The sequence below is a fragment of the Pedobacter frigoris genome, assembly GCF_005116445.1.
Classification (GTDB): Bacteria; Bacteroidota; Bacteroidia; order Sphingobacteriales; family Sphingobacteriaceae; genus Pedobacter; species Pedobacter frigoris.
Genome location: NZ_SWBQ01000006.1, coordinates 115,794 through 139,555, shown reverse-complemented (window position 1 = coordinate 139,555; position 23,762 = coordinate 115,794). Strand labels below are relative to the sequence as shown.

The following is a 23,762-nucleotide window of genomic DNA, read 5'->3' as shown; positions in this document are numbered from 1 at the left end:
ATGAAAGTTGGAGCGATCAACTGTCATGTACTATCATGATGCACCAATGTTATTTCGCCTTAAACAGCGGGATCAGATAGAAGCTCTTTTGGTATAATAAAAAGGAACTTCGACATGCCTTTTGGAATTGTCGAGGATCAGCTGTGCAGCAACCGTTCCCATAAATTTAAAATCTGTTGATATGGTGGTGATACCATTCAGAATGATCTTTTTTAAAGGGGTTTCGTTGTAAGAGATCACACCTACATCTTTACCAATCTTTAGCTTCATGCCCACAATCCGCTCTACAAGGGTCACCAGGTCATCTTCCATCAGATTGATGAATACTTCTCCCTCCAGGATCGGCTCTGCAGCAATGTCGTTTACTACCTTATGCGAAAATGCGTATTGCTGACAAAAGCGATGAAAGCCTTCGAGTATTTCCTTAGGGAAGTAACTGCGTTTTGGAAAAATGATCTTTAAGGTATGGTACTTACCAAGGTGGGTACGCGCCTGTTCCAGGGCATCATAAATATTCTTCTCAAAGTTTTCATAAGCAGCGGCATATTCTCCTTCAATACCCGGTATCTTTTTATCAAGGAGAATTAACTTGTCCTTGGGAATGGTATTGATAATGTCTTTCGCATATTCCTCACCTTCTATAAAATGAGGGATAATCACATAATGAGAATAATCTTCTTTCCTGTTTATTAAAAACCGCTTAAACAGGGTAAAATCGTTGTTATAAATGTAAAAATCTACTGAAACATCATCTCCCAGCGCAGCAATAAAAGCATCATAGACAATCTTCTTATGAGCACTCAGCTTATTAAACAGCAGAAATACCTTCAGCTTTCGCTTGATGTCATTTTTTGAGATGTAATAGCCCTTACCGGGCACGGAGTTGATGACACCGATTTTTTTAAGGTACTTATATCCCTTCTCCGCTGTATCCCGTGAAATCTCCAGTTTGAAACTCAGTTCATTGATTGATGGCAGCAGACTTTCCTTTTTCAGCTGGCCTTGCTCTACAGCCTTAATAATTGCATTGGAAAGCTGCAAATATTTGGGCGTAGCCGAGTATTCATCTACATGAATAAAGTCAAAAAAATCTGGCAGCTTCATGATTAAAAGTACAGATTATTTAATTTCAAACTCGTATTTACCGGCTTTCAATTCCATTTTTCCTGAAATCACCTTTCCCTGTTGGTAGACTTTCCTTCCATTTTCTAATGGGGGCATTAAGGTCGCCGTGGAGTTTGCAGGGATAGCTACTGTGTAGATCACCAGATTTCCTTCCCGTTTCCAGTAAGATAAGATCTTTCCATAAGGGCCGTCATGACTCGCTTCAAAATGCTTTAGACCGGATACAAAGTTTGGCTGTAGCAAAACATTTTTAAATCCAGGTTTTGATTCATCAACTTTAATTCCGCCTATGCCTTTGAAGAACCAGCCACCTATTTCGCCAAACATGATATGGTTTAAAGAAATATCACTTTTAGCATCAATTCTCCAGTTTTCATAAAGCGTGGTAGCGCCGTTTACGATCCACCATCCCCATGATGGGTAGGTTTCCTGAACCGCAACCTGATAAGCCAGGTCTGCATAACCATTTTCGCTGAGTGCGTTCAGAATGGCTTTCGTCCCTAACAAACCAACATCTATGTGATTGTGACTATCAGCTACTTTTTTTGCCAGGTTGGCCGCTACTTTAGATTTAAGCGAGTCGGGTACCAGTCCCCAGTACAACGGCATGCTCAGTTCTGTTTGCAGCCCTGTACCATATATTCCCGTACCTGAATTTAAATATTTTTTATTGAAAGCCCCTCTTATCTTCTCAGCGAGTGCCAGGTACTTCTTCGCATCCTCCGGTTTATTTAGCACTACGGCGATCTTTGCCAGTATCGTAGCGTCCACAAAATAGTAGACCGATGAGGTGAATTCAACCGGAGGTTTCGTGCTTACCGGCACCCAGTCGCCAAGTCCCCATTCTGTTAATCCCGAAGGAGCAATATCCTGGATGTGATCCACATAGCGCTTGATGTTCTTGTAATTACTGGTCAATATACCTGCGTCACCATAATATTGATAAATACTCCATGGAATGATGGCAATCGTGCTCGTCCAGTCTGGCCCGTTACCCCATTCATAGCCCCAGCCACCGGTAGGTATAATAGACGGCAACACCCCGTTTGGTTGCTGCTCGTCCCTATGATCGGCAAGCCATTTTTCATAAATGGTGATACCATCGAAGTTGTACAATCCAGTTTCTACAGCAATATGCGCGTCCCCCGTCCATCCATTCTTTTCCCTTTGTGGGCAATCTGTCGGATATCCGAAGAGATTAGACAGGTATGAATTATTGGCCGCGTGCCAAATCTTATCCAGCGTAGGATTAGAAGATTTGATATTCCCGGCTACGGGCACATCACTGTGCATGAAATATCCGGTTAAGGATGATTGATCTAGTTTTATAGGTTTATCCGCAGTTACTTCCACATACTGAAATCCTTTATAATTGAAATGAGGCATGAAAGATTCCTCTCCAGCGCCATTCAGAATAAAAATATCGGTCTGAAAAGGGTCCTTATCACCAACGGGGCGATAATGCTGGTCGATGTTAGACATATCAGCACGTCCATTTGAATACAGGCGTTCTGTATGTTTCAACCTGATTACAGTACCCGCCTCACCCCTAACTTTAATCTGGCTTACACCAGATATATTTCTTCCAAGGTCGAAAACATAGGCTGTATCATTAATCTTGTTTACTGTCTTTGCCGGAATTGTCTCTACGTTTCTTATCGGATGCAATACCTGCGCAACGATCTGATCAGATGGTGCAGTTCTTGGAACAGATGTTCTCCACTTAGTATCGTCAAAGTTAACCACATTCCAGCCGCTCTGCTCCAGCCTTGCGTCATAATGCTCTGCCGTATAAATACTGTTAAAAATGATTGGGCTCAGCGCTGTTTTCCATTCTCTTCCTGAAGTTACGGTTTCTACAGAACCATCCGTATAGGTAATCCTCAGATCAAGGCAAAATACAGGACGGTTCCTCCATGGCGCTTTGTGAAAATCCCAGACTGCTGTCGATTGATGGTTATACCAGCCATTGCCCAGCAATACACCCATGGCATTCTTGCCATTCTGCAGCTGACCGGTTACATCATAGCTCACATATAGCGTACGCCTGTCAAAACGGGTATACATCGGATCCAATCTGTGATTGCCTACTTTCCTGCCGTTGAGATACAGTTCGTATAATCCGCCGCAAGCAATATATGCCCTGGCAGATTTGATTTTTTTCTCTGCGCTAAAGACCTTTCTGAAATAAGGTGCGGGCTTGGTATTGATATCCTGACTGTCACTGATCCAGCTGCCTTTCCAATTGCTCATTTCCATCATCCCGGTCTCAAAGCTGGAAACTTCTGCATTTATAGCCGGCTTACCGTCCTTGTCCCACACTTCCACCAGCCAATAGTATTTGGTAAAAGGACTCAGAGGCTTGCCATTATAAGTGACAAGACTATTTGAGGAAAGCAATTTACCTGAGTCCCAGGCATTGCCTTTCTTTTTGGTTACCGCTACCGAATCCGTTCCGATGATTAACTTGTATGCTGTTTGTCTTGCTCCCTGTCTATCATCCATTAGTTTCCAGGACAACCGCGGTTGCCTCGCATCTATTCCTATCGGATTAGATAGATGCTCACATTGGAGGCCGATTGGCTTAGCACCAGCAAAAGAATAAGCCTTTTCAGATAAGGGCAAGGCAACCAGCATCAGCACGCAGGAACGAAATAGTTTCAGTAGATTAAGTTTCATCAGTATCTCTTTTTGTAAGGTAAGTTAGCGTTTTGTTTCCAGGTGATAGCTACCAGAGCCGAACTCCTGCGCCTGCTTTCCTGGCAAAATCACCGAAGCAGTGGTATTTGGAGGGATCACCACATCCAGTTTAAGCAAATCGCCCTCTATTTTCCATGCAGATTTTACCAATCCATAGCTGGTCATCAATTCCGCACTGGCACTTTCAATTTTACCGCCAGGTTGTGGCTTTATGGTAATCTTTTTATATCCGGGTGCTGCTTCTTCAGAATTGATCCCGGCCATAGTCCGGTACATCCAGTCGCCGATAGCACCGTATGCATAATGGTTATAAGAATTCATTCCTGCGTTCTGGAAACTGCCATCGGGTTTAATCCCATCCCATCTTTCCCATATTGTTGTGGCACCCATTTTTACCGGATATAACCAGGAAGGATAACTCTCCTGCATTAGCAAATCGTAGGCAACATCGGTATAACCAAACCTGCTCAATACATGACATAAGTACGGTGTTCCCAAAAACCCCGTTGTCAGGTGATTTCCATAATCTTTTACATTTTTCGCCAGTCGCTCAGCTGCCTGCGCCCTTAATGCTTCCGGCAGCATATCAAATTGTAAAGCCAGAACATAAGCTGTTTGGGTTCCTGAAACCATCCTGCCATTTGGCGTCAGGTATTCACCCACAAAAGCGGCCTTCACATCTGCCAGCAATTTGGTGTATTTCGCTATATCATCCTGTTTACCTAATACTGTTGCTGCATTGAGCAGTAGCTGTGTAGAATGTGCATAAAAAGTCTGTGCAATCAAGTGTTTATCTGTCACGGCCGCCCTACCGTCTACATCATCATCTGGTGTATAAAACAACCAGTCGCCAAAATGCCAGGTAGTGTTCCACAAGTTGTTCTTTGATTTTTCCTGCATGTAATTTACCCAGCCTTTCATGCTTTCATATTGTTCTTCAAGGATACGTTTATCTCCATAGGCAACATACATATCCCACGGAATGATAGTAGATACATCTGCCCAACCGGCAGATCCTCCATCCCCTGCACCAAGCACATTCGGAATGACATGCGGAACGCTTCCATTGGGTTGCTGGTCCGCCTTGAGGTCTTTCAGCCATTTGGTAAAAAAGCCTGCTACATCCATATTGTAAGCTGCAGTGCGGTAAAAAGCCTGTGCATCACCTGTCCAGCCCAGACGTTCATCGCGTTGGGGACAATCAGTAGGTACATCAACAAAATTGCCTTTTTGTCCCCACTGGATATTGCGCTGCAATTGGTTTAGCAGTTTATTGGAAGTGACGAAAGATCCTGTTTGCTGCATAGCAGAATATATCGCAATGGCTGTTAGACCGGCAGTATCTATCTGACCGGGATAGCCCTCAATCTTTACATACCTAAAGCCCTGAAAGCTAAAATGAGGCTCTAATGTTTGCTCAGTTCCATTCAGGATGTAAGTATTTTGCTGTTTTGCCCTCCTTAAATTCTCTGTATAAAAGTTCCCGGCTTTATCCAGTACCTCTGCGTGACTAAGTAAAATCTTTGTACCGGCAGCACCTTTAATTTTGAGCTTCACCCAACCTACGAGGTTCTGTCCAAAATCAACCACTATTTCACCTTTGGGCGTCTTTATCAGTTTTAACACTTTAAATTCTTCATGTTTTTTCACCGTTGGTCCGACCATGCCCACCAACTCATTCTTTCCATCGTTTAGTACTTTTACAGGCTTCCATGAAGTATCTTCAGTATACCCTGTACTATTCCAGCCATTCTTTTCTAACGTGGAATCATAATATTCACCATTGTAGATATCAGAAGATAAAATAGGCCCGTAACTGGTTTTCCAGCTATCGTCGGTCTGGATGGTTTGTTTTGTACCATCGGTATAAGTCAGCTCAATCTGCAAAAGCAAAGCTCTGGTACTGCCATAAAAATTTCGTTGATTGCCAAAGCCAATGTACCCCCTGTACCAGCCATCACCCAGGGTGACACCAATAGCGTTGTCGCCCTTTTTTAATAACCCGGTAATGTCATAAGTCTGATATTGCAAACGCTTGGCATAGCTGGTCCAGCCCGGCGTAAAATAGCTGTCACCAACCTTTTTACCATTAATTTGAGCTTCATACAAGCCCTTTGCTGTAATGTAAGCAATAGCATGTTTCAGGGTTTTGCCCAGATTGAACTGCTTTCTGAATAAGGGACTTTTTCTCGATGTATCCTGATCAGCAGAGATCCATTTTGCAGTCCATTCAGCACTATTCAAGCCCATCTGCCAGAACTTTGGCTCGCTCCAGGAAGACGTATTCCCATGATTGTCTTTTACCCGCACCTGCCAATAATATCGTGTCTTAGGCTGCAATGCAGCTCCTTCATAAAGCACATGCACCGACTGGTCGCTCGACTTTAAAGACTTCCAGTTGGCACCTATATTTTTTAGGTCAGTACCTACCCTGATTTCATAGGAAGTTTGCATCGTATTTTTAACTTCGGTGCGGAGCTTCCAGCTCAATCTGGGTTGAGGTGTTTCTATGTTGAGTGGGTTGTCCTGATATTCGACCTTCAGGTCGTACAATGCCAGTTTTTGGGCAAAGACAGGAAGATGAGTTGCAGATAACAGTACTAATACTGCAAATTGCATTAACCTTTTAACGGGTATTTGAGTAGCCAGTTTCATCATGGTTTAAATATATTCGGATTCCACTAGTATCCGCAATATATTTCAAACAGGTGTCATGTACTGTCCTGTTGTGCTACCACAATAGGCAGACTGAACCTTTTGCTCCAGTCTGCATTGTAAATAAATCTATAATTAAAAAGGTGGATTAATCAAAGGCAATCTGATCAGGCCCGGAAAGCTTGGCGATGTGGCAGGCACATTTGCCTCCGCTTATTTTAAGCACAGCGGATTTGGTCTGATTGGTTTCTACTGAAGTACCAGTAACTTTCAAATTATCTCCTGCTTCAGACAGGTTACGTAAATTTCCGTCATCAGCCACTAAAAAACCTCCTTTTATCATATTGATCGTCGCGGCGGAGCTGGCGTATACTTTTTCTCCTGTTCTCTGGTTAACGACACTAAAGCCCGTGACTTCAGTAGGTGCGCCGTTTTTGTCGACGAATCTTATACCTACTGAACGATAGTCAAGGGTACACATCTTATTGCAATCAGATTTTTCTCTGTCTTTTCTACAGGACAGCATGGCTGTGCCCATCAATAATAAAAGCGCTATTTTTTTCATATTTTATTGGTTTTCATCAAAACGTTAAAACTATTTAAAACGCTACAAGCCAATCGCAAACATCTATCTAAAACCAGAATTTTTCTCTCAAAAACTAATATACCTGTCAATAAAATCTTTTCTGGGGATCATATGCAGGTAGGCATAATCTCCGGACAATTGAGCCCTTTGCTTAAGCTGGTAAAGAAAATGACCACCAAGATCCACAATGATAGGACATTTAGCCTGGTACCATACCCTGTGAGGATGTTTCCAGCAAAAAGAATAATAATGAGAAGTGAGGGAAATATCCCTCAATTCAGGATGGTGAAAATTCAGCGGTCTGGCCCTCTCGTGTCCATGGAGCAAGTCTGTTTTCCGGATCATAGACAAATGGTCGGCATGACAAAACTCGTATCCTGCAAGCCGGGGATCATCTACATTCGGCAAATGCTTCAGAATCCTGAAACCTTTAAACTTCTTTCCATTCAATACCCACACGAGTTTAGGATAAAATGCTTCCCTGCTTTCCAGTTCTTCTATGCAAATAGGAGAGTTTTGGAATTCAATGGTTGTGCCACATGGTGTATATATATCTGCTCTATGCAAATTCCCTAACCCTTTATCCACAAAACTTACCTCCTGAAAAGTACGCGGAAAAACTTTTTTCCAGTTTCGGTGCCAGGGTGTTTCTCCAAAGGATCGCATTACCTGCTTTTCTCTTCGCTCAGGACCAGCCTGCAATGCATCAGTAGAAGAGAATAAGGAAGAATTGAAATCCATAACAGAATACTGATAATTTTAGTCAGCACACAAAATTATACTAATCTGTTTAGCAGTCCAAAATATTTTATAAAATCTCAGAATTTTGATGAAAAAAACCTCCTGTAGTTCTCAACAAAACTACAGGAGGCTATATTAGAGCGTATTTCCTAGTTAAAGACTGATTTTCCCGGTAATGATTTCTTTACCGTCTTTGTCCAATGCAAATACATCAATAGATGAGGTGTTGATTTTTCTAATCAGGAAATAGTTCGTTTTAAATAGCTTCATCAGGGCCTGAGGTCCTGTACTAAATAATGAAGCAGGTGTAAATGACAATGTAGATTCATAAAAAATAGAATTGTAACCCATCATGGCGAGCGGAGTCTGCGCAGCACCCACGGGCGGTGCATATCCGAATGTTACTGCATCTACTGTTTTATTGTTAGAGATGGTTGGATAGTTGGCTTTCAAAAATGTAACATTTCCTGCCGACTGGTTTAAAAAGTAAACCCTTGCCGGAGTAAATACATCTCCGGAGGCATAAGTCATTTCTGCATTTAGGTAAAAACCAAAGAAACGTGTCTGGGCAAATAGCTTAATAGTCTCCTGCTCCCAGTCTTTTACCCATGGCAGATTCTCATTCTTCACCATTCTAAAAATCGCACCGCCTTCACTTGCGGAGGCAGTTCCTTTTCTATAAGACTGCAATTCAATAACGTCTTTAGATACGCTTAGTACCTTAAAGAAATAATCTGTTACGTTGGTACCGCCTATTTCATAGATATCTGAAATAATAGATCCGGTAGCAAAGCTAAACAACGGCATACCGGTAGCCGCCGAGATGTTGAAGTAGGTAGTCCTGTCCTCATTGCCATAAATAGATTTGACACTTACCTTGTTTAACGCAGTATCAAATTTCAAAATAAGCGGCACAGCTGTTTTGATGTCAGGATTGGTAGTGGTGATGAATAATACCCATCCATCTTTTGAATTGTGCAATTGCGTCTTGAATTCCTTTTCTAAGGCATTTGCACGACTTTTTGCCTGACTTCCATCCAACAACTCATCCTTTTTGCAGGAGGCCAGCATCGCCATGATGGCGATAAAAAAAGTGATTTTATATATTGTTTTCATCTTTCGTTCATTTAAAATTTAACTCATTACAATGGCAAAGTACTTGCTACCTGATTCAAAATATCATGCATTTGATGCAAGTCTATTCCTTTATCCAGGTAAAACTTATATACCATCTGATACTTGTTAGCCAGTTTAGGATTCTTGGCAACTATGGTTTGGATCTGCGCTTTTGAATAACGGATCATAGACTCTACAGATGTAGCAAAATCTTCTTCTGGCGCAAAACCTCCGTAAGGAGTAAAAAACCCATCCAACTGTGCATCATTATCTGTTCTGGTTGTATTATCCGGTTTCCTAAGGTAATTCAACTGGTAATAAGTTCCCTGAGAAACCCTGTCATACAGATAGCCACGACCAAATTTCTGATCAAGTTGGTGCGCATGTTCATGAAAAAGTGTATTCATATGATCTCTGAGTCCCGCTTTGGTATAGGCAATTTTATCAGCTCCACCCATACCCAGACGATAAAACTGACCATTTAAGCCCGCACCTGCTGCTGTACCCGAACTAATGGAGTTGAAGTGTACGTAAGTACCCAGAATTAAAAATTCAATAGGTTTTTGATTGTTGAAGAACATAGGAAAGTTCTTCTTCAGAGGTTCAAGCCATAGTTTTTCAACCACATATTTGGTATACAGTTTGGCCTTATCATATTGAGGCGGCACATAAAAAGTAGTTGGGTCTATTACCCTCGGATTGAATTCATAATACACCCTAACCCCATAGTTTTTAAAGATGGTATCAGTAAGACTATCCAATCCATTCCAAGGCCCTTTTTTTACCGCAGTGTAGTCTATCAGCTCCTCAACGACGATTTCATCGTCTTTTTTACAGCCTGTAATAAAGGTACTGGCAATAAACATTACCGCAAGCACCATTAAATATATATTTTTCATTTTCATGTTTTTAAATGTCAACACTAAAAAATTGGTCTATCTTGGGTTCAACTGAATACCCGGATTTCCTTGTCTTTCTTTCAAAGGAATCTGTAATGCAGTTCTTAAATCATTCGGCATCAGTGTCGCAGCGGGTGCCTCACCTCTGCCAAGCAGGTGTTCTACCTTGATCCCTAAACGTTTCACATCAAACCAGCGTAATCCTTCTCCTATGAACTCTTTTCTACGTTCCAGCAAGACTGTAGTTAAAAGTGTTTCATTGGTAAAGGAAGCAGGATTAAGTGCCGTATATGGACTATACCGTGATTTGAGTAATACTTCAAGATCCTTTAATGCTTCATCAATAGTCCCGTTACTTCTCAATACCGCCTCTGCCCTGTTCAGAAGCACTTCCTCCATAGAGAAGTAAGACGCTCTGAAATTGCTGTTTGGATTGTTTGGTTGTGTTTCATATTTCGCGATCATAACCCTTTTATCGATAACTGTTCCAACCGGATAAGTCAGCTTATTCCTTAAATCTGTAGTAGGCAATAAAGTTGTCAGGAAATCAGACACATAAAATCCGGAACGGGTAAATCCCGTAGGGGCAAGGAAACTCAAGTTGGTAGCCGAATAATAATTCATCAGGATACTTGGGTGCGTAGTCGGATCCATGTATTTTACAGTGAAGGTTTGAATACCATTGGCCGTAATTACTGTCAGATCTGTAGCCAGGTCTCTTACGATACGTCCTTTTTGTGCAATGACTGCATCACTGTGCTTTATAGCTCCTAACCAGTCGCCTTTATATAATTTTAAACGACTCATGAATGCATTGGCACTGATTACCGAAAAATGATATGGATTCTTCGGCGCAAAAGCAGCACCTTTTTCCATTAATGCGATACCTTCTGTTGCATCCTTTTCTATTTGGGTATATACCTCTTTGACAGTGGATCTTGGATATTTCTTAACATTATCCTCGTTTACCTCCAGAACAATAGGCACGCCGAGATCCGTAGCAGCTGTAGCTTCATTGTAATGCTTACCGAATAGATTGACCAACATAAAATGGCAATATGCTCTTAAGACCAATGCCTCCCCCATTACGGCAGCTTTAAACTCCTCAGATCCACGCGTAGATGACCCTACACCATGTATGGCTATGTTCGTACGGTATATCTTTGCATAAAACTCACGATAAGCTACATCAGGATTGGTAAAACCGTTATCCGGATATTCATCTTTGTAAAGGTATATCGGCAGGAAATAACTCGTCATAGATGCCTGCGCAAGGTTAGCATGGTACTCATAATCGTCAGTCAGGATGTCTGTAAACATCTCTTGTCTGGCCGGATAAGCATCCACTAATATTTGCTGATAGTGTTCCGTAAATTGAAGATCTATCCTGTTGTCATAAGGTTTTTCTGTAAATTTTTTGCAGCCTGATGAACACAATGCAAGCACGGTTAACAATGAGGCTATAATATTTTTTGTATTCAATAGTTTCATCTTGATATATTTTTAAAACTGTGCCATTAATCTTAATGTATAACTTCTTGGATTTGGTAAACTCACCCCGGTAATCAAGGTCTGAGGATCTACACCACGCAACTTCCCACTCGCCCAGAAATGGACGTTATTTGCAGAAAACATCAATCTCGCACTTTTCACCCAAGGAGTCTTCTGCAAAAGCTTACTTCCTAAATTATAAGAAAGCATCACCTCACTTAAGCGTAATACATTGGCACTGGTTACCATCGCATCACTGCGGTTATAGGCAAATTCATTCTGAATAAATGCAGAAGTAAAATATGCGTTCTGAATGCTTGATACCAAACCTGGTATATTGGTCAGGTTTTCATCACCGGCAGTACGCCAGCGGGCATCAATATCCTGAGATGCTGCAAGGTTATCGTTGTAGACACGGTTGACCATTGGTGACCTGAACACTTTGTTTCCTAAGCTATAGGTCAGGAATACTCTTAATTCCATCGATTTATAACTAAAAGTATTTGTCAGTGACCCTGTTGTAGTAGGTTGTCTTGACCCCATATAAGTAATCAAGGAATCATTTGTGCTGGAAAGTTGTATATTATCGGTTGTTTTACCAGTCTTACCATCATAGAACAAAGGTTGTCCATTGGCATCCAATCCGGCCAGACGATAGGCATACAGGCCATATAATGGCTTGCCGATAGTCCCATATCCTTCAGGTTTAGTTTTCTCAGTTAGCAATGGAGAGAATACGTCTCCTTCTGTCATGGTATTTTTTACATATCCGTAGATCACATTGGCATTCCACTTAAAATCTTTGGTAGCCACGATGTCTCTTATACCCAAGGTAATATCAACCCCTCTGTTGCGCATCGATGCCCAGTTGATGGTCTTGGTCGGAAACCCATCTTCATAGCCAACTGTGCTTTCTTTGATCAGCTGATTGTTGTTTCTTGAATAGTATTCCGCAGCAATAGTCAGTTTATTAAATAATCCTGCTTCTAAACCAATATTGGCGATATAATCTTTTTCCCAGCTTAAGCTGTACAATTCAGGGGCAAATATCCTGATCCCGATCTCACTGTTGATCACATCCGGACGGTTTAAATTCACAAAATTAGCATTGATGTTTGGCGACGACTGGTAAGCATTACCACGCAAAGCATAACTGGCACGCAGTTTCAGAAAATCTATTTTTCCTGAGGTATTGATGGCGCGGAAGAAATTTTCGCGGTCAACATTCCAGGAAACACCTGCACTGTAGTTAGGCAGGAAGCGGGTTTGAGTTCTTCTTCCAAACATGTTATTACCATCTACCCTGCCTGCAAGCTCCACATTGTACTTGTTGTCAAAGCTATATTGGGTAGACACAAACAAAGCTGTTCTGTTCTCCTGGGTAAAACCTTCTGTATAAAGTCTTTCATCACGTTCTATAGCTCTCTTGAGTGCCAGAACACTCGGTGAAACAATCTTACCACCGTAATACAGGTAACCATATCCACGGGTAAAATTACTGTTTGTTCTATCTGAGCTGATTTCAAAACCTCCAAAAACATTCAGATTGTGTTTGTTGTTCCAGCTTTCTTTCAGACTTAAGGTATTCCTCATATAAAGGAAATTACCATCGTTGTTGCGGGCATCAAGTATACCACCACGTGGCAGAATAGTTTCCGGAATTGAATTCGGATCTGATGGATCTTTATACAACAGTGAATTTGCCTCTCTTAATTTATCATTGGTCGCCACACGATATGCATTTGCCACGTTTGAATATTCTGTGATTACATGATCGTATTTAGCTGTGGTTTTTCTGGCAGACAAAAGCGTCTCAAAAGTAAGCGTATTGCTGATCTTGTAAGTTGGCTTCAAAGAGAACCTGATGTCCTGTGATTTCAGAGTATTGAAATTCTCTTTAAGTTCTTCCAGAATATTAAAAGGAGCATAACTACGCAGATAATACTGTGGATTCCCATTTTCATCATATGGTGACATGGCTCTGCTGGTAGTAGATGCGTATGTTGCCGGGTTCAGCTCAAAAGAGCGGGTTGTCTCGAAATTGGTCTGTGTACTGTTAAATGTTCCTGGCGATAACTGGTTACGCAATGAGGCATTCACATTAAAATCAATATCAAAATTCCTGGTAATGTTTAGGTTTAAACGAAAATCCGTTGTGTACCTTTTCATGTTGTATCCTATAGCCGATCCATTATCGCCGGCATAACTACCTGATAAATAATAGGTAGCCTTATCACCACCACCAGAGAATGATAAACTGTGTTCCTGTAACAGGTTATTTTTAAACAACACATCAAACCAATCTGTATTTACAGAACGGGCCCTGTTTAGCGTTGCATTGTAATGGTCTTTAGTGATCATGTTTGATGCGTATTTCATATAAGCATCAGTAAAAGCACCTGTTGTAGATGGATAGTTCAGCACTGAAAGGTATCCGTAATTGTATAAATCATAGGAAAGATCCATAGATTGCTCAGAGTTCATGACGTTATATTCATTGATATTTGGTTTAACACCAATGGTATATGCCGTACTGAAATTGATCATACTGGAATTCTTTTTTCCTTTCCTGGTGGTGATGGAGATTACACCGTTAGCTGCTCTTGTGCCATACAATGCTGTTGCAGATCCATCTTTCAAAATAGAAATGTCTTCAATATCGGCAGCACTCAATCCGGCAATAGCTGAACCAAGCAACGACGCAGGATCTCCTGAATACAGCTGGCTCACATTGACGTTTGCCGGTGAAGCAATAGGCACCCCGTTGATCACATACAATGGTTCCTGATTGGCACTGATAGATGCATTACCCCTGATCCTGATCTTTGGAGTTGCTCCAAAAGTACCGGACACATTCTCCACACTTACACCCGCCGCAGCACCCTGCAGCATTCTGGAAACATCGGTATAGCCTGAACGGTTGACAATTTCTTTATCAACCTGGCTTATAGACCCTGTAAATGTCTTTTTATCTACTTTCTGATAACCGGTAACGACTACCTCTCCGAGGTTTAAGTCGCCGCCATCTAAAACGATATTCATAAAAGTAGTGGCAGCGGGAATCTCGCGTTTGTTAAAACCAATATAGCTGACCACCAATGTCGCACCTGCTTTATCTATTTTCAAAGAAAACTGACCCTCAGCATTAGTTTTGGTCACATTTGTTGTATTTTTCTCACTTACCGTAGCGCCTGCCAAAGGATTTTTACCGTCGGTAACCTTACCCGTGATCACTACCTGTTGCACAGCCTTTGCCAAGTTGCTGACTTTAGGGATTCGGGGATTGATTAAAATGGTTTCTCCTTCGATCTCAAATAAAAATGGCTGGTTCGTCATCGCTTTATTGAGCGTCTCATTTAAAGATGCTTCCTGCACAGACATGCTTACTGGTCGGGCCTGACTCAGTAAATCGGTATTGTAAACAAGTTTGTAACCACTTTGCTTTCTGATTTCCTGCAATACTTCTTTCAGTGGAGTGTTCTTTACCGAAATGGTAATCTTCTGAGAGAATGACTTAGCCGAGATCTGCAAACTTGCTATAACTATTAAAAGAGCAGTTAATTTCATGGCTAGTGAAAATTTGGTGGTGAAGTCTTTAACAAGTAAAAAATGCTTCCATAGGCGGAGCAATAGCTTGCGCTGAACAATTAAATTCATATGTTTGTTTAGTTGTAAGGTAATAGGTTAACTCTTCGTTGATTGATGATCCGTTGCCTTCATCATAACCGGTTGCGTTGCCGCGCAATCGGTTTAGTTTTTTAAGGGTAGTACATTCGTATTACATAAGCGTTGGTTTAGTTGGTTAGGTTAGTTAATTGATTCAAAATTATGCTAGCTGGAAGTTTTTATCACGTTGTTGACCAATTGAAATTTAATATTTCCTGTTTTTCTCAGCATGTTTAATACACTTTGCAGGGTCTCTTTTCTCGAGATCATCATGTTGTAACGGGTTTGAGGAACTTGCGTATAATCTACGTCTACATCATACCATCTCGACAATTGTTTCAGGATATCCTTTAAATACATGTCCTCGTATACGAAATTCCCATTTTTCCAGGCCCTTGCATTTTCAGCATTGGTTTTCACCACTTGCAGGTTGTTGTTTCGTGAAAGGATGGATTGTTCCCCCGGACTAAGGACTTTATTACTTTTACCCGAACGTTCCTGCACATTAACTTTGCCCGAAATCAGGGTTGTCCGCACCAATTCATCATCCTCATAAGCGCTGATGTTAAACTCCGTACCTAAAACCTGTACGATCTGAGTTGGTGTTTCTACAAAGAAGGGAATGTGATTTCCATTCCTGACTACTTTTTCTACTTCAAAGTACCCTTCTCCCCTGAGTTGAATTCTTCTTTCCTCCCCATTAAAAGCTAGCGGATAACGCAATGAAGAAGAAGCATTGAGCCACGCTCTTGTTCCATCAGGTAATATGATTTCGTATTGCGCGCCTTTAGGAGTGGTCAACTGGTTGTATTTAGTTTCACCATCATTTGCGACAGCACCTGCTTCATAAACAAGCGTACCGTCTTTTGTACGCTTTATTTTTATACCGGCATCATTGAGTACTGTGTGATCATTTGCACCACCTAGTGCCACGGAAGTTCCATCTGCTAAAGTCAGAACAGCCTTATTTGTTCCCGGCTGTGCATCATTTACACTGCTCAGTTGATTTACGATGTTTTTAGGCTTGTTATATTGAATGTAAAAATACACAGAAAAGAAAACCATTCCTGCAAGACAGGCTGCAGCAGCATACTTTACAAATAGCGGAAGAACGCTTGACCGTTTTTCTGTAAAAAGCTGATTTTTCAGGTAAGCATCAGTCTGGTTAAAAACTGCTATTACTTCTGGTCGTTGTTCAAAATTTTCAGGCACCCCTCCTTTTAATTCTTCCAGAATCAGCAGTTTCAATTCCTCATTATCTTGCTGGCCTCCAAAGTGTGCAATTAAAGCACTTACTTCCTCCGGAGTACATTCGTTGTTAAGATAGCGATTAAATAATTGGGTGCTTTGTTTCATTTGTTCTTCTCTCTTTTAAGCATATACGCTCGTCAGAGAAAAAGCAACTACTCTGATATGATATTTTTATTTAGCCATGGTAAATAAAAACAAAATCACCATTAAATCTATGCTCGAAAGATTCTTCTTTAAGATCCGTGTCGCTTTTACGATATGGTTATTGACTGTCGCGGTAGAGATGTTTAACAATTCTGCTACTTCATTATAGCTTTTACCTTCAACTTTACACAATTTAAAGACTTCACGACATTTTGGAGGCAATAATTCGATCTCTTTTTCTAAAAGACTTAAATTCCATTTTAAATGCAGGCCCTCTTCTATTGGATTATACTCATCTCCTACCGATAACGCAATGAGTTTTTCCGCCAGCTTTTTATCCCTTGAAGCTTTCCTGAAAAAATCATATACTTTATTTTGTGCGATACGAAGAATATAGTTATCAAATGATTGTTCAGGATCTATAGAGTTCCTGTTGTTCCATAGACTCACGAATACTTCCTGCAAAACATCGGAAGCAAGTTCGGGAGATTTTAGCATTTTGAGGATATTTGAATAGATCCGGGCTCTGTATTGCTTATAAAAAAAATCAAAGGCAGCATTGTCTCCAGCCTTTAGTTTTATAAGCATTTCAAAATCTATAGCCGGAATATTTTTATCCATATAAGAGTTATTTCTTAAGCTTCTCTATCAAATTATACTATTATCAGGAACATCAATTCCACAAGATCAGTACAGACAAATGAAAAAGAGCTAACTATATGACGAGGTGATAGATGTAAATCTAATTCACACTGTCAAATATAAGTTATTTTTTAAGATGGAGAAAATTCAAAACTGATGTCAAAACAAGGCCAGGGAAGACCATCCCTGGTTTGCCGAAAAAAGGATTTAAGTGTAATTAGTTCTTACAGGATTCGTTGAAAATGATTTTCCAGATGATTACGCATGGCGTTTCTGAAAAGCTCAGGAGAACCATTCTCTAAAATATCTACCAAACCTTTATGGGATACAAATTTGTTGAGGGTTACATTCTTTTTCAGGAGTCCGCTGTTGTTTACAAAATCAAAAACAGGCAGCAACATTCTTTGAAATTTCTTTAATGTCTGATTGCCCGTAATCTCGTAAAGTTTCCCGTGGAAAGCAATTTCATGATCAATGTCAAAAATATAATCTTTTGCAGTCTCCGGCTCATTTTCTACAATTTCCTTCAGTTCTTTGATATCTTCAGGAGTAATGTGGCTAAACAGGAAATCGGCCATACCTATTTCCAGTACCAATCTAATTTCAAAAATCTCTTTTAAGGTCTCCTGATCCAGGATATGCGGATTCATGCTCTTGCCTAGAATTGCAAATAAATCAGGACTGGTAATCACAGTACCTTTTTTCTTTTTGGTTTCTATCAGGCCCATCATCCTCAGACGCAATAATGCTTCCCTAACCACCGTTCGGCTTACACCAAGTGAAGTGCTAAGTTCTAATTCTGTTGGTATGCTATCCCCCACCTTCAATTTCCGTACCTGCAGCAGCTCCACAAGATTTGCCTCAACACGGTCTACTAAAGAACTTGTGTCAACCTGCCTGATAGATTCTAGTAACTCCATTTGTATAAATTTAATCGTCAATGTGCTGACGTACTTTTCAAATATAATGTAATGCAAATATCGAACAAAATCCCGAGTCTATTATGTGTTACATAAAAAAACATCAATGGGAAGCTCCTGTAATTTTTGCCTCTTCAAAATCAAGCTGATATTCCTGTCTGCGAATTTCCTCATCATTGAATGTCCGCTCGCGGCGAATGGCAAAAAGTTCTTTCCTCTGTACTTCGTAAAGATCCAGCAATACATGGTTATAAAGTTCAATTTCCTCTTTCTCTGTATCCACACACTCCAGTGATTCCAGCCTTTCATTGATAAGTATAGCGTCACTTTCAAGCTGCCTTTTTAGAAAACCTATCAACTCGTTATCTTTTGCCTCCAATGAATATCTTTCATTTAACCGTTTAAGTGCAGTCCGCATTAAACGAACTTTTATCGCAGCTTCCTGCTCTCCTGAAGGTGGGAAATCCTCGATATCTTTTATTTTGATCCATTTAATGATCAATGGTAAGGTCAGCCCCTGAAATACGAGTGTAACTAAAATCACAATAAATGTGATGAACAAGATCAGGTTGCGATGCGGGAATGCTTCACCATTTTTAAGTAAAAGAGGAACCGACAATGCCGATGCAAGGGAAACAACCCCACGCATACCGGCCCAGCCCACAATCAAAGGACCTTTCCAAAGCGGATTTTGCGGATCCATACGTTTAGTATTCCCCAGCCACTTGGGCACATAGGCGATCGGAAGGACATAAACCAGCCTCACCAATATGGTAATCAAACTGATGATCAGCCCATATTTTATGGCTTCTGCAATAGAATAGTCACCCAGATTTTCAATCACAACGGGGAGTTCCAGTCCAATGAGAATAAACACGAGACCATTCAAAACAAAACCTACAGTTGCCCATACGCCTACCGCCTGAATCCTGGAATTGCTATGCGAAAATATCTCGTGCGACCGGTAGGACAAAAATAACCCTCCGGCTACTACCGCCATCACTCCCGAATAATGAAAATGTTCTGCAGCGATGTACATAAAATACGGTGACATTAGCGTCAGTGAGGTATCTATGCTTGGCGTAGTAGGCAAAAACCGATGCACCACATACATGACATGTGCTATGGCCAAACCTATAACCACACCCATGATCGCTGCTATGAAAAACTGTCCGACAGCCTCCCCGAGTGAAAACTTTCCGGAGATGATAGCAACTACCGCAAATCGGAAAACAATTAAACTGGAGGCATCATTGATCAGGCTTTCTCCCTCCAGTACCGTGGTAAGCCGTCCCGGTATTTTCACATTCTTCAATACCGAAGTCGCCGCTACCGCATCAGGCGGTGATATAATCCCTCCGAGTAAAAACCCGAGTGCCAGCGTAAATCCCGGTATCATAGATGATGAAACATAAGCAACAATAACTGAGGTAAAAAATACCAGCCCAAAAGCCAGCATCGCTATCGGCCTCCTCCACTTCCAGAAATCATTCCATGAGGTATACCATGCAGCTTCATACAATAAGGGGGGCAGGAAGATCACGAAGATCAATTCAGGTTCAATTTCGATAACCGGCACTCCGGGGATGAAGCTGATGGCCAAACCTGCAAGTACTAAAAAGATCGGATAGGATATTTTGAGCTTTTGCGCGAGCATGATCAGCATAAAAGTTGCAAAAAGCAGCACGAGTATAAAAAGTATATTCTCCTGAAACATAGTAGATAGATGCGTTGTAACGTTTTTAATATAGCTTGTAATTAAAGCGATTGTAATTTAGAAAAGATTATTGATTTATTACATTTGTTCTGCATCATTTAACGGTGACGCAACAACCCATATCAACCCCTTTTCTAAACCCACACAAATGAAACGATTTATTGCATTAACTTTTACTTTATTCCTGATGAAGGGCGCTTTCTCTCAACAAATAAAATACACCAATGGAAATGACTCCTGGAATCCTGATTCCTTAGGAAACCACCGCGCCGTACTTCAGGTAAGTAATGCCGGAAAAGTAGCGAAAGCAACGATCGACTGGAGAAGAAGGGATACTAAACCTGAACTCAAAGCCATATGGGTGGTAGATGCCAGGACTAACAAAATCATTAAAAATACCAACGCTACAGATGTTAACCGTGAACAGGGAACTGTCTATTTCGAGCCCACATCTGGTCCGGGCACATACTACGTTTACTACATGCCTTACCAGGTAGAAGGCAGATCTAATTATCCAAATGCTCAGTATGTAAAGAACCAACCTAATACACAATGGTCGGGCGCAACCCAAAATGCTGTTCCTGCACTGGTAAAAGAAATACAATCCATAAATGCAATGAATAGCTTTTACCCAATGGAAGTTATTGCAACAGCAAAAGAAACACAAACCCTGATCTCACAGCACCCTCAAAAGGATTATCTAGTGTTTACGGAAGACAGGATCAATCCCATTAAGATGACCGATGATCTTCCTCAAAGGTGGATCGCAAAAGGATTGACCAACTCTTTTAGCGGAACCGCCTCCAAAGGAGAAAACTACGCATTTCAGCTGGGGATATATGCCGCTAAGAAAGACCTGAATGATGTTAGGGTAAGTTTCAGCAGTCTAAAAAACAAAGCAGGAAACTCGATTCCTTCCAGCGTTTTATCTTGCCTGAACACAGACGGAACAAACTGGGACGGCTCGAAACTGCACAAAGTGGTTGATGTGCCCAAATTGAAAGTACAAGCGCTATGGATACTTGCAAATCTGCCTGCTACTGCAGCAGCCGGAACTTATTCAGGTACAGCCACCGTTACTACGAAAGGGACTGCCAGCAACACAATTAAAATTAACCTTACAGTAAGCAACACTCTAGCTAAAGAAGGCGGAATCAATGAGCCATGGAAACAAACCAGGCTTACCTGGCTCAATTCAACACTGGCTCAAAAAAATGAAGTCATAGCTCCTTATATCCCGCTGGTCGTAACAGATAAAACCATTGCATTGTTAGGAAGAAAAGTAACGGTAAATAAAGATGGGCTACCTGCTCAGATCCAGACTTTCTTTACCCCGGAGATGACCGGGATTTCCAGTACACCAAAGAACATCCTCACAGAACCTATTCATTTCCATGTTATAAAATCAAATAATAAAGATCTAGTATGGAAAAATGAAGGTGTTGTCTTTACAGAAACAAAACCTGGAATTGTAAAATGGGCTACCAAAAATATTTCCGATAGCCTGGATATGGACATTAATGCTTCTTTAGAATCGGATGGTTTTATGTCTTATACGGTAAGATTCCTGGCCAAAAATGACATCAAATTAAATGACATCAGACTGCATATGCCTATTCAGCCTGCAGCAGCCAAATACTTAATGGGGCTAGGACAAAAAGGGGGGACAAGACCTGATAGTTTGAACTGGAAATGGGAGGTTGCCACCAAAAATCAGGACGGGGCATGGATCGGAGATGTAAATGCGGGTATTCAATATTCACTAAGGGATCAGCACTATATACGTCCGCTAAATACAAACTTCTATCTTCAAAAACCTCTATTATTACCTACTTCGTGGGGCAATGAAGGTAAAGGCGGAATCCAGATCTTTAAAAAAGGTGCGGCGGTATTGGCAGACAACTACAGCGGCGAACACTTCATGAAAAAAGGAGACACTCTTTATTACAACTTCACCTTATTGATCACTCCTTTCCATCCAATCAATACTGATTTCCAGTGGAGCAACCGCTTTTATCACAAATACAATAAGCTGGATACGATAAAAGCGACAGGCGCAACATTAATCAATATACACCACGCCACCCCTATCAATCCAGTGATCAACTACCCTTTCATCGCTCATAAGGAAATGAAAAGCTATATTGATGAAGCACACAGCAAGGGATTGAAAGTAAAAATATACAATACGGTCCGCGAACTTTCCAACAGTGCCTACGAGACATTTCCTTTGCGCAGCTTAGGCCATGAGATCTACTCTACAGGCAAAGGTGGTGGTTATTCATGGTTACAAGAGCATGTGGGTACTGACTACATCGCGGCATGGTATGTACCGGAAATTAAAGATGCAGCAATCGTAAACAGCGGAATGAGCCGCTGGCACAATTACTATGTTGAAGGAATGAACTGGCTGGTTAAACATGTAGGTATAGACGGTATCTATCTTGATGATGTGGCTTTTGACCGCACGACAATGAAACGCATCAAAACTGTACTTACCCAAAACGGTCATCCTGGAATTATAGACCTGCATTCAGCGAATCAATACAACAAAAGCGACGGCTTCAACAACAGTGCGAATCTTTACATGGAACATTTCCCATACCTTAATCGTTTATGGTTTGGCGAGTACTTTGACTATGAGAAAAGCGGACCGGATTTCTTCATGACAGAAGTGTCTGGCATTCCATTCGGATTGATGGGAGAAATGCTTCAGGATGGCGGAAATGCATGGAGAGGGATGATCTATGGAATGACAAATCGTATGCCCTGGAGCGATGGTGCAGATCCTCGTCCGATATGGAAAGAATGGGACAAATTTGGTATGCAGGGTAGTAAAATGATCGGATATTGGGTAGAAAACAACCCGGTTAAAACCGGCAATCCGGAAGTACTGGCCACCATTTATAAAAAAGAAAAAAGCACACTGGTTGCACTGGCAAGCTGGGCAAAGGAAGATGTAAAAATAAAACTCAACATTGACTGGAAAGCACTGGGCATAGATCCAGCAAAAGCTACGATTACTGCTCCAGATATTAAAAACTTTCAGCCGGCACAAGTGTTTAATGCCAACGATGATATTACAGTTGCACCACGCAAAGGCTGGATGATTGTGATCAAAGAAAATTAAGATGATGAAATTTAAACCACTTGCATTTATCATCAACATAGCCATTCCACTGGGAATTGGCTATGTTGGATCTATATTTACCGCAGAATCGGTAAAGACCTGGTACAAAACACTGAATAAACCTTCTTTTAATCCTCCAGATAGCTTATTTGCACCTGTATGGACAACGCTCTTTGTCCTGATTGGCATCTCGGCCTACCTGGTATGGCAAAAGAGGGCTCAGATTGAGAATTTTCCGCGTACAGTAGCTATTTATCTAATTCAGTTGCTGCTAAACCTGATGTGGTCTTTTATATTTTTCTACGTAAAGAAGATCGATCTTGCACTATTCGAAATCATTATATTTCTCATCGTGATCATCATCAATGCAAGGGTCTTTTATAAGATAGACAAGACTGCAGGACTTCTTTTTATACCCTATATCTTGTGGGTGAGTTTTGCAACCTTGCTTACCTATAACATCTTTATATTGAATTAGCAGACCGATTAAACCTCAGTCTTAACCTCCGCATCCGACAGGCGATGCGGCTGTCCTTTACCGGTGGTGATCAGGTTAAACAAACTATGCTGCAGGAAATAGTTCCAGCCTTTAAAACAATCCTGATAACATTCGCTCTCAGGAACCAAACCCATATGAGTGAACCACAGTTGTGTCTGACCTTCTTTTTGAGAAATTTCAAAGCAAATCTGCGTTCCTGTCCACTCCTCTTTGTCCTCGAGGAAACTCAAATGGCTTTCTGTAACCAGCCAGACTATTTTTTGGTTAGGAATAACTGCAGTTAGCTTTTGTTTGGAATAATGCATGTCTGCAAAGCGGACTTCGAATTCATCATCCAGTCTTTCGGATTGGCCTTTGAAATCCTCCGACCACCAGGCACGGATATCATTGATAGCCCCAAACACTTGTTCCGGGCTTTGGTCTACCAAGAAGGTAGTGGTAAAATCTGTTGTCGTCATGGTTATAATTTTTGGTTGATTA

General features: G+C 41.1%; 16 protein-coding genes. 2 read left to right on the top strand and 14 right to left on the bottom strand.

Features of this window, described 5'->3' with window-relative positions:
• Positions 1-72: 72 nt before the first annotated feature.
• From FA047_RS18470 to FA047_RS18410, 13 genes are all read right to left on the bottom strand, one after another.
• Positions 73-1,104, bottom strand: coding sequence for a GntR family transcriptional regulator (locus tag FA047_RS18470; protein ID WP_136837574.1), 1,032 nt, complete (start codon positions 1,102-1,104; stop codon positions 73-75).
• A 15-nt stretch (positions 1,105-1,119) separates the two neighbouring features.
• Positions 1,120-3,804 carry an alpha-L-rhamnosidase gene (locus tag FA047_RS18465; RefSeq protein ID WP_205943349.1) on the bottom strand — a complete coding sequence of 895 codons (2,685 nt, stop codon included), beginning with the start codon at positions 3,802-3,804 and terminating at the stop codon, positions 1,120-1,122.
• 24 nt (positions 3,805-3,828) lie between these two features.
• Positions 3,829-6,444 carry a glycoside hydrolase family 78 protein gene (locus tag FA047_RS18460; RefSeq protein ID WP_136837573.1) on the bottom strand — a complete coding sequence of 872 codons (2,616 nt, stop codon included), beginning with the start codon at positions 6,442-6,444 and terminating at the stop codon, positions 3,829-3,831.
• A gap of 184 nt (positions 6,445-6,628) precedes the next feature.
• On the bottom strand, positions 6,629-7,045 hold the full coding sequence (locus tag FA047_RS18455) for a hypothetical protein (RefSeq protein WP_136837572.1): 417 nt from the start codon (positions 7,043-7,045) through the stop codon (positions 6,629-6,631).
• Positions 7,046-7,132: 87 nt separating this feature from the next.
• A complete protein-coding gene (locus FA047_RS18450) occupies positions 7,133-7,807 on the bottom strand; it encodes a competence protein CoiA family protein (protein WP_136837571.1) in 675 nt (224 codons plus the stop codon).
• 153 nt (positions 7,808-7,960) lie between these two features.
• Entirely contained in the window at positions 7,961-8,923 is a 963-nt protein-coding gene (locus FA047_RS18445; RefSeq protein ID WP_136837570.1) for a DUF4302 domain-containing protein, read from the bottom strand.
• Between the two features lie 26 nt (positions 8,924-8,949).
• On the bottom strand, positions 8,950-9,822 hold the full coding sequence (locus FA047_RS18440; RefSeq protein WP_136837569.1) for a substrate import-associated zinc metallohydrolase lipoprotein: 873 nt from the start codon (positions 9,820-9,822) through the stop codon (positions 8,950-8,952).
• Positions 9,823-9,858: 36 nt separating this feature from the next.
• Positions 9,859-11,313, bottom strand: a complete 1,455-nt coding sequence (locus FA047_RS18435; protein WP_136837568.1) for a RagB/SusD family nutrient uptake outer membrane protein — start codon at positions 11,311-11,313, stop codon at positions 9,859-9,861.
• A 12-nt stretch (positions 11,314-11,325) separates the two neighbouring features.
• Entirely contained in the window at positions 11,326-14,970 is a 3,645-nt protein-coding gene (locus FA047_RS18430; protein WP_136837567.1) for a SusC/RagA family TonB-linked outer membrane protein, read from the bottom strand.
• Between the two features lie 174 nt (positions 14,971-15,144).
• On the bottom strand, positions 15,145-16,335 hold the full coding sequence (locus tag FA047_RS18425) for a FecR family protein (protein ID WP_136837566.1): 1,191 nt from the start codon (positions 16,333-16,335) through the stop codon (positions 15,145-15,147).
• Between the two features lie 66 nt (positions 16,336-16,401).
• Positions 16,402-16,995 (bottom strand): RNA polymerase sigma factor, encoded by a 594-nt coding sequence (locus tag FA047_RS18420; RefSeq protein WP_136837565.1) that lies wholly within the window; start codon positions 16,993-16,995, stop codon positions 16,402-16,404.
• 245 nt (positions 16,996-17,240) lie between these two features.
• Positions 17,241-17,936, bottom strand: coding sequence for a FadR/GntR family transcriptional regulator (locus FA047_RS18415; protein WP_136837564.1), 696 nt, complete (start codon positions 17,934-17,936; stop codon positions 17,241-17,243).
• A gap of 103 nt (positions 17,937-18,039) precedes the next feature.
• Positions 18,040-19,653 (bottom strand): Na+/H+ antiporter, encoded by a 1,614-nt coding sequence (locus FA047_RS18410; protein ID WP_136837563.1) that lies wholly within the window; start codon positions 19,651-19,653, stop codon positions 18,040-18,042.
• Between the two features lie 148 nt (positions 19,654-19,801).
• Here FA047_RS18410 and FA047_RS18405 point away from each other — a divergent pair, with 148 nt between their 5' ends.
• Together FA047_RS18405 and FA047_RS18400 are read left to right on the top strand one after the other, a co-directional pair.
• Entirely contained in the window at positions 19,802-22,783 is a 2,982-nt protein-coding gene (locus tag FA047_RS18405; protein WP_225872786.1) for a glycoside hydrolase domain-containing protein, read from the top strand.
• A 1-nt stretch (position 22,784) separates the two neighbouring features.
• Positions 22,785-23,261, top strand: coding sequence for a TspO/MBR family protein (locus FA047_RS18400; protein ID WP_225872785.1), 477 nt, complete (start codon positions 22,785-22,787; stop codon positions 23,259-23,261).
• A gap of 8 nt (positions 23,262-23,269) precedes the next feature.
• Here FA047_RS18400 and FA047_RS18395 read toward each other — a convergent pair whose 3' ends face one another.
• A complete protein-coding gene (locus FA047_RS18395) occupies positions 23,270-23,740 on the bottom strand; it encodes an SRPBCC family protein (RefSeq protein WP_136837562.1) in 471 nt (156 codons plus the stop codon).
• Positions 23,741-23,762: the final 22 nt, after the last annotated feature.

Bases quoted from the DNA above. Each gene is read 5' to 3' on its own strand.
- FA047_RS18465 (WP_205943349.1), bottom strand. From the start codon at position 3,804: ATGAAACTTAATCTACTGAAACTATTTCGTTCCTGCGTGCTGATGCTG.
- FA047_RS18435 (WP_136837568.1), bottom strand. From the start codon at position 11,313: ATGAAACTATTGAATACAAAAAATATTATAGCCTCATTGTTAACCGTG.
- FA047_RS18470 (WP_136837574.1), bottom strand. From the start codon at position 1,104: ATGAAGCTGCCAGATTTTTTTGACTTTATTCATGTAGATGAATACTCG.
- FA047_RS18445 (WP_136837570.1), bottom strand. From the start codon at position 8,923: ATGAAAACAATATATAAAATCACTTTTTTTATCGCCATCATGGCGATG.
- FA047_RS18455 (WP_136837572.1), bottom strand. From the start codon at position 7,045: ATGAAAAAAATAGCGCTTTTATTATTGATGGGCACAGCCATGCTGTCC.
- FA047_RS18395 (WP_136837562.1), bottom strand. From the start codon at position 23,740: ATGACGACAACAGATTTTACCACTACCTTCTTGGTAGACCAAAGCCCG.
- FA047_RS18450 (WP_136837571.1), bottom strand. From the start codon at position 7,807: ATGGATTTCAATTCTTCCTTATTCTCTTCTACTGATGCATTGCAGGCT.
- FA047_RS18460 (WP_136837573.1), bottom strand. From the start codon at position 6,444: ATGCAATTTGCAGTATTAGTACTGTTATCTGCAACTCATCTTCCTGTC.
- FA047_RS18430 (WP_136837567.1), bottom strand. From the start codon at position 14,970: ATGAATTTAATTGTTCAGCGCAAGCTATTGCTCCGCCTATGGAAGCAT.
- FA047_RS18415 (WP_136837564.1), bottom strand. From the start codon at position 17,936: ATGGAGTTACTAGAATCTATCAGGCAGGTTGACACAAGTTCTTTAGTA.
- FA047_RS18410 (WP_136837563.1), bottom strand. From the start codon at position 19,653: ATGTTTCAGGAGAATATACTTTTTATACTCGTGCTGCTTTTTGCAACT.
- FA047_RS18420 (WP_136837565.1), bottom strand. From the start codon at position 16,995: ATGGATAAAAATATTCCGGCTATAGATTTTGAAATGCTTATAAAACTA.
- FA047_RS18440 (WP_136837569.1), bottom strand. From the start codon at position 9,822: ATGAAAAATATATATTTAATGGTGCTTGCGGTAATGTTTATTGCCAGT.
- FA047_RS18425 (WP_136837566.1), bottom strand. From the start codon at position 16,335: ATGAAACAAAGCACCCAATTATTTAATCGCTATCTTAACAACGAATGT.
- FA047_RS18405 (WP_225872786.1), top strand. From the start codon at position 19,802: ATGAAACGATTTATTGCATTAACTTTTACTTTATTCCTGATGAAGGGC.
- FA047_RS18400 (WP_225872785.1), top strand. From the start codon at position 22,785: ATGATGAAATTTAAACCACTTGCATTTATCATCAACATAGCCATTCCA.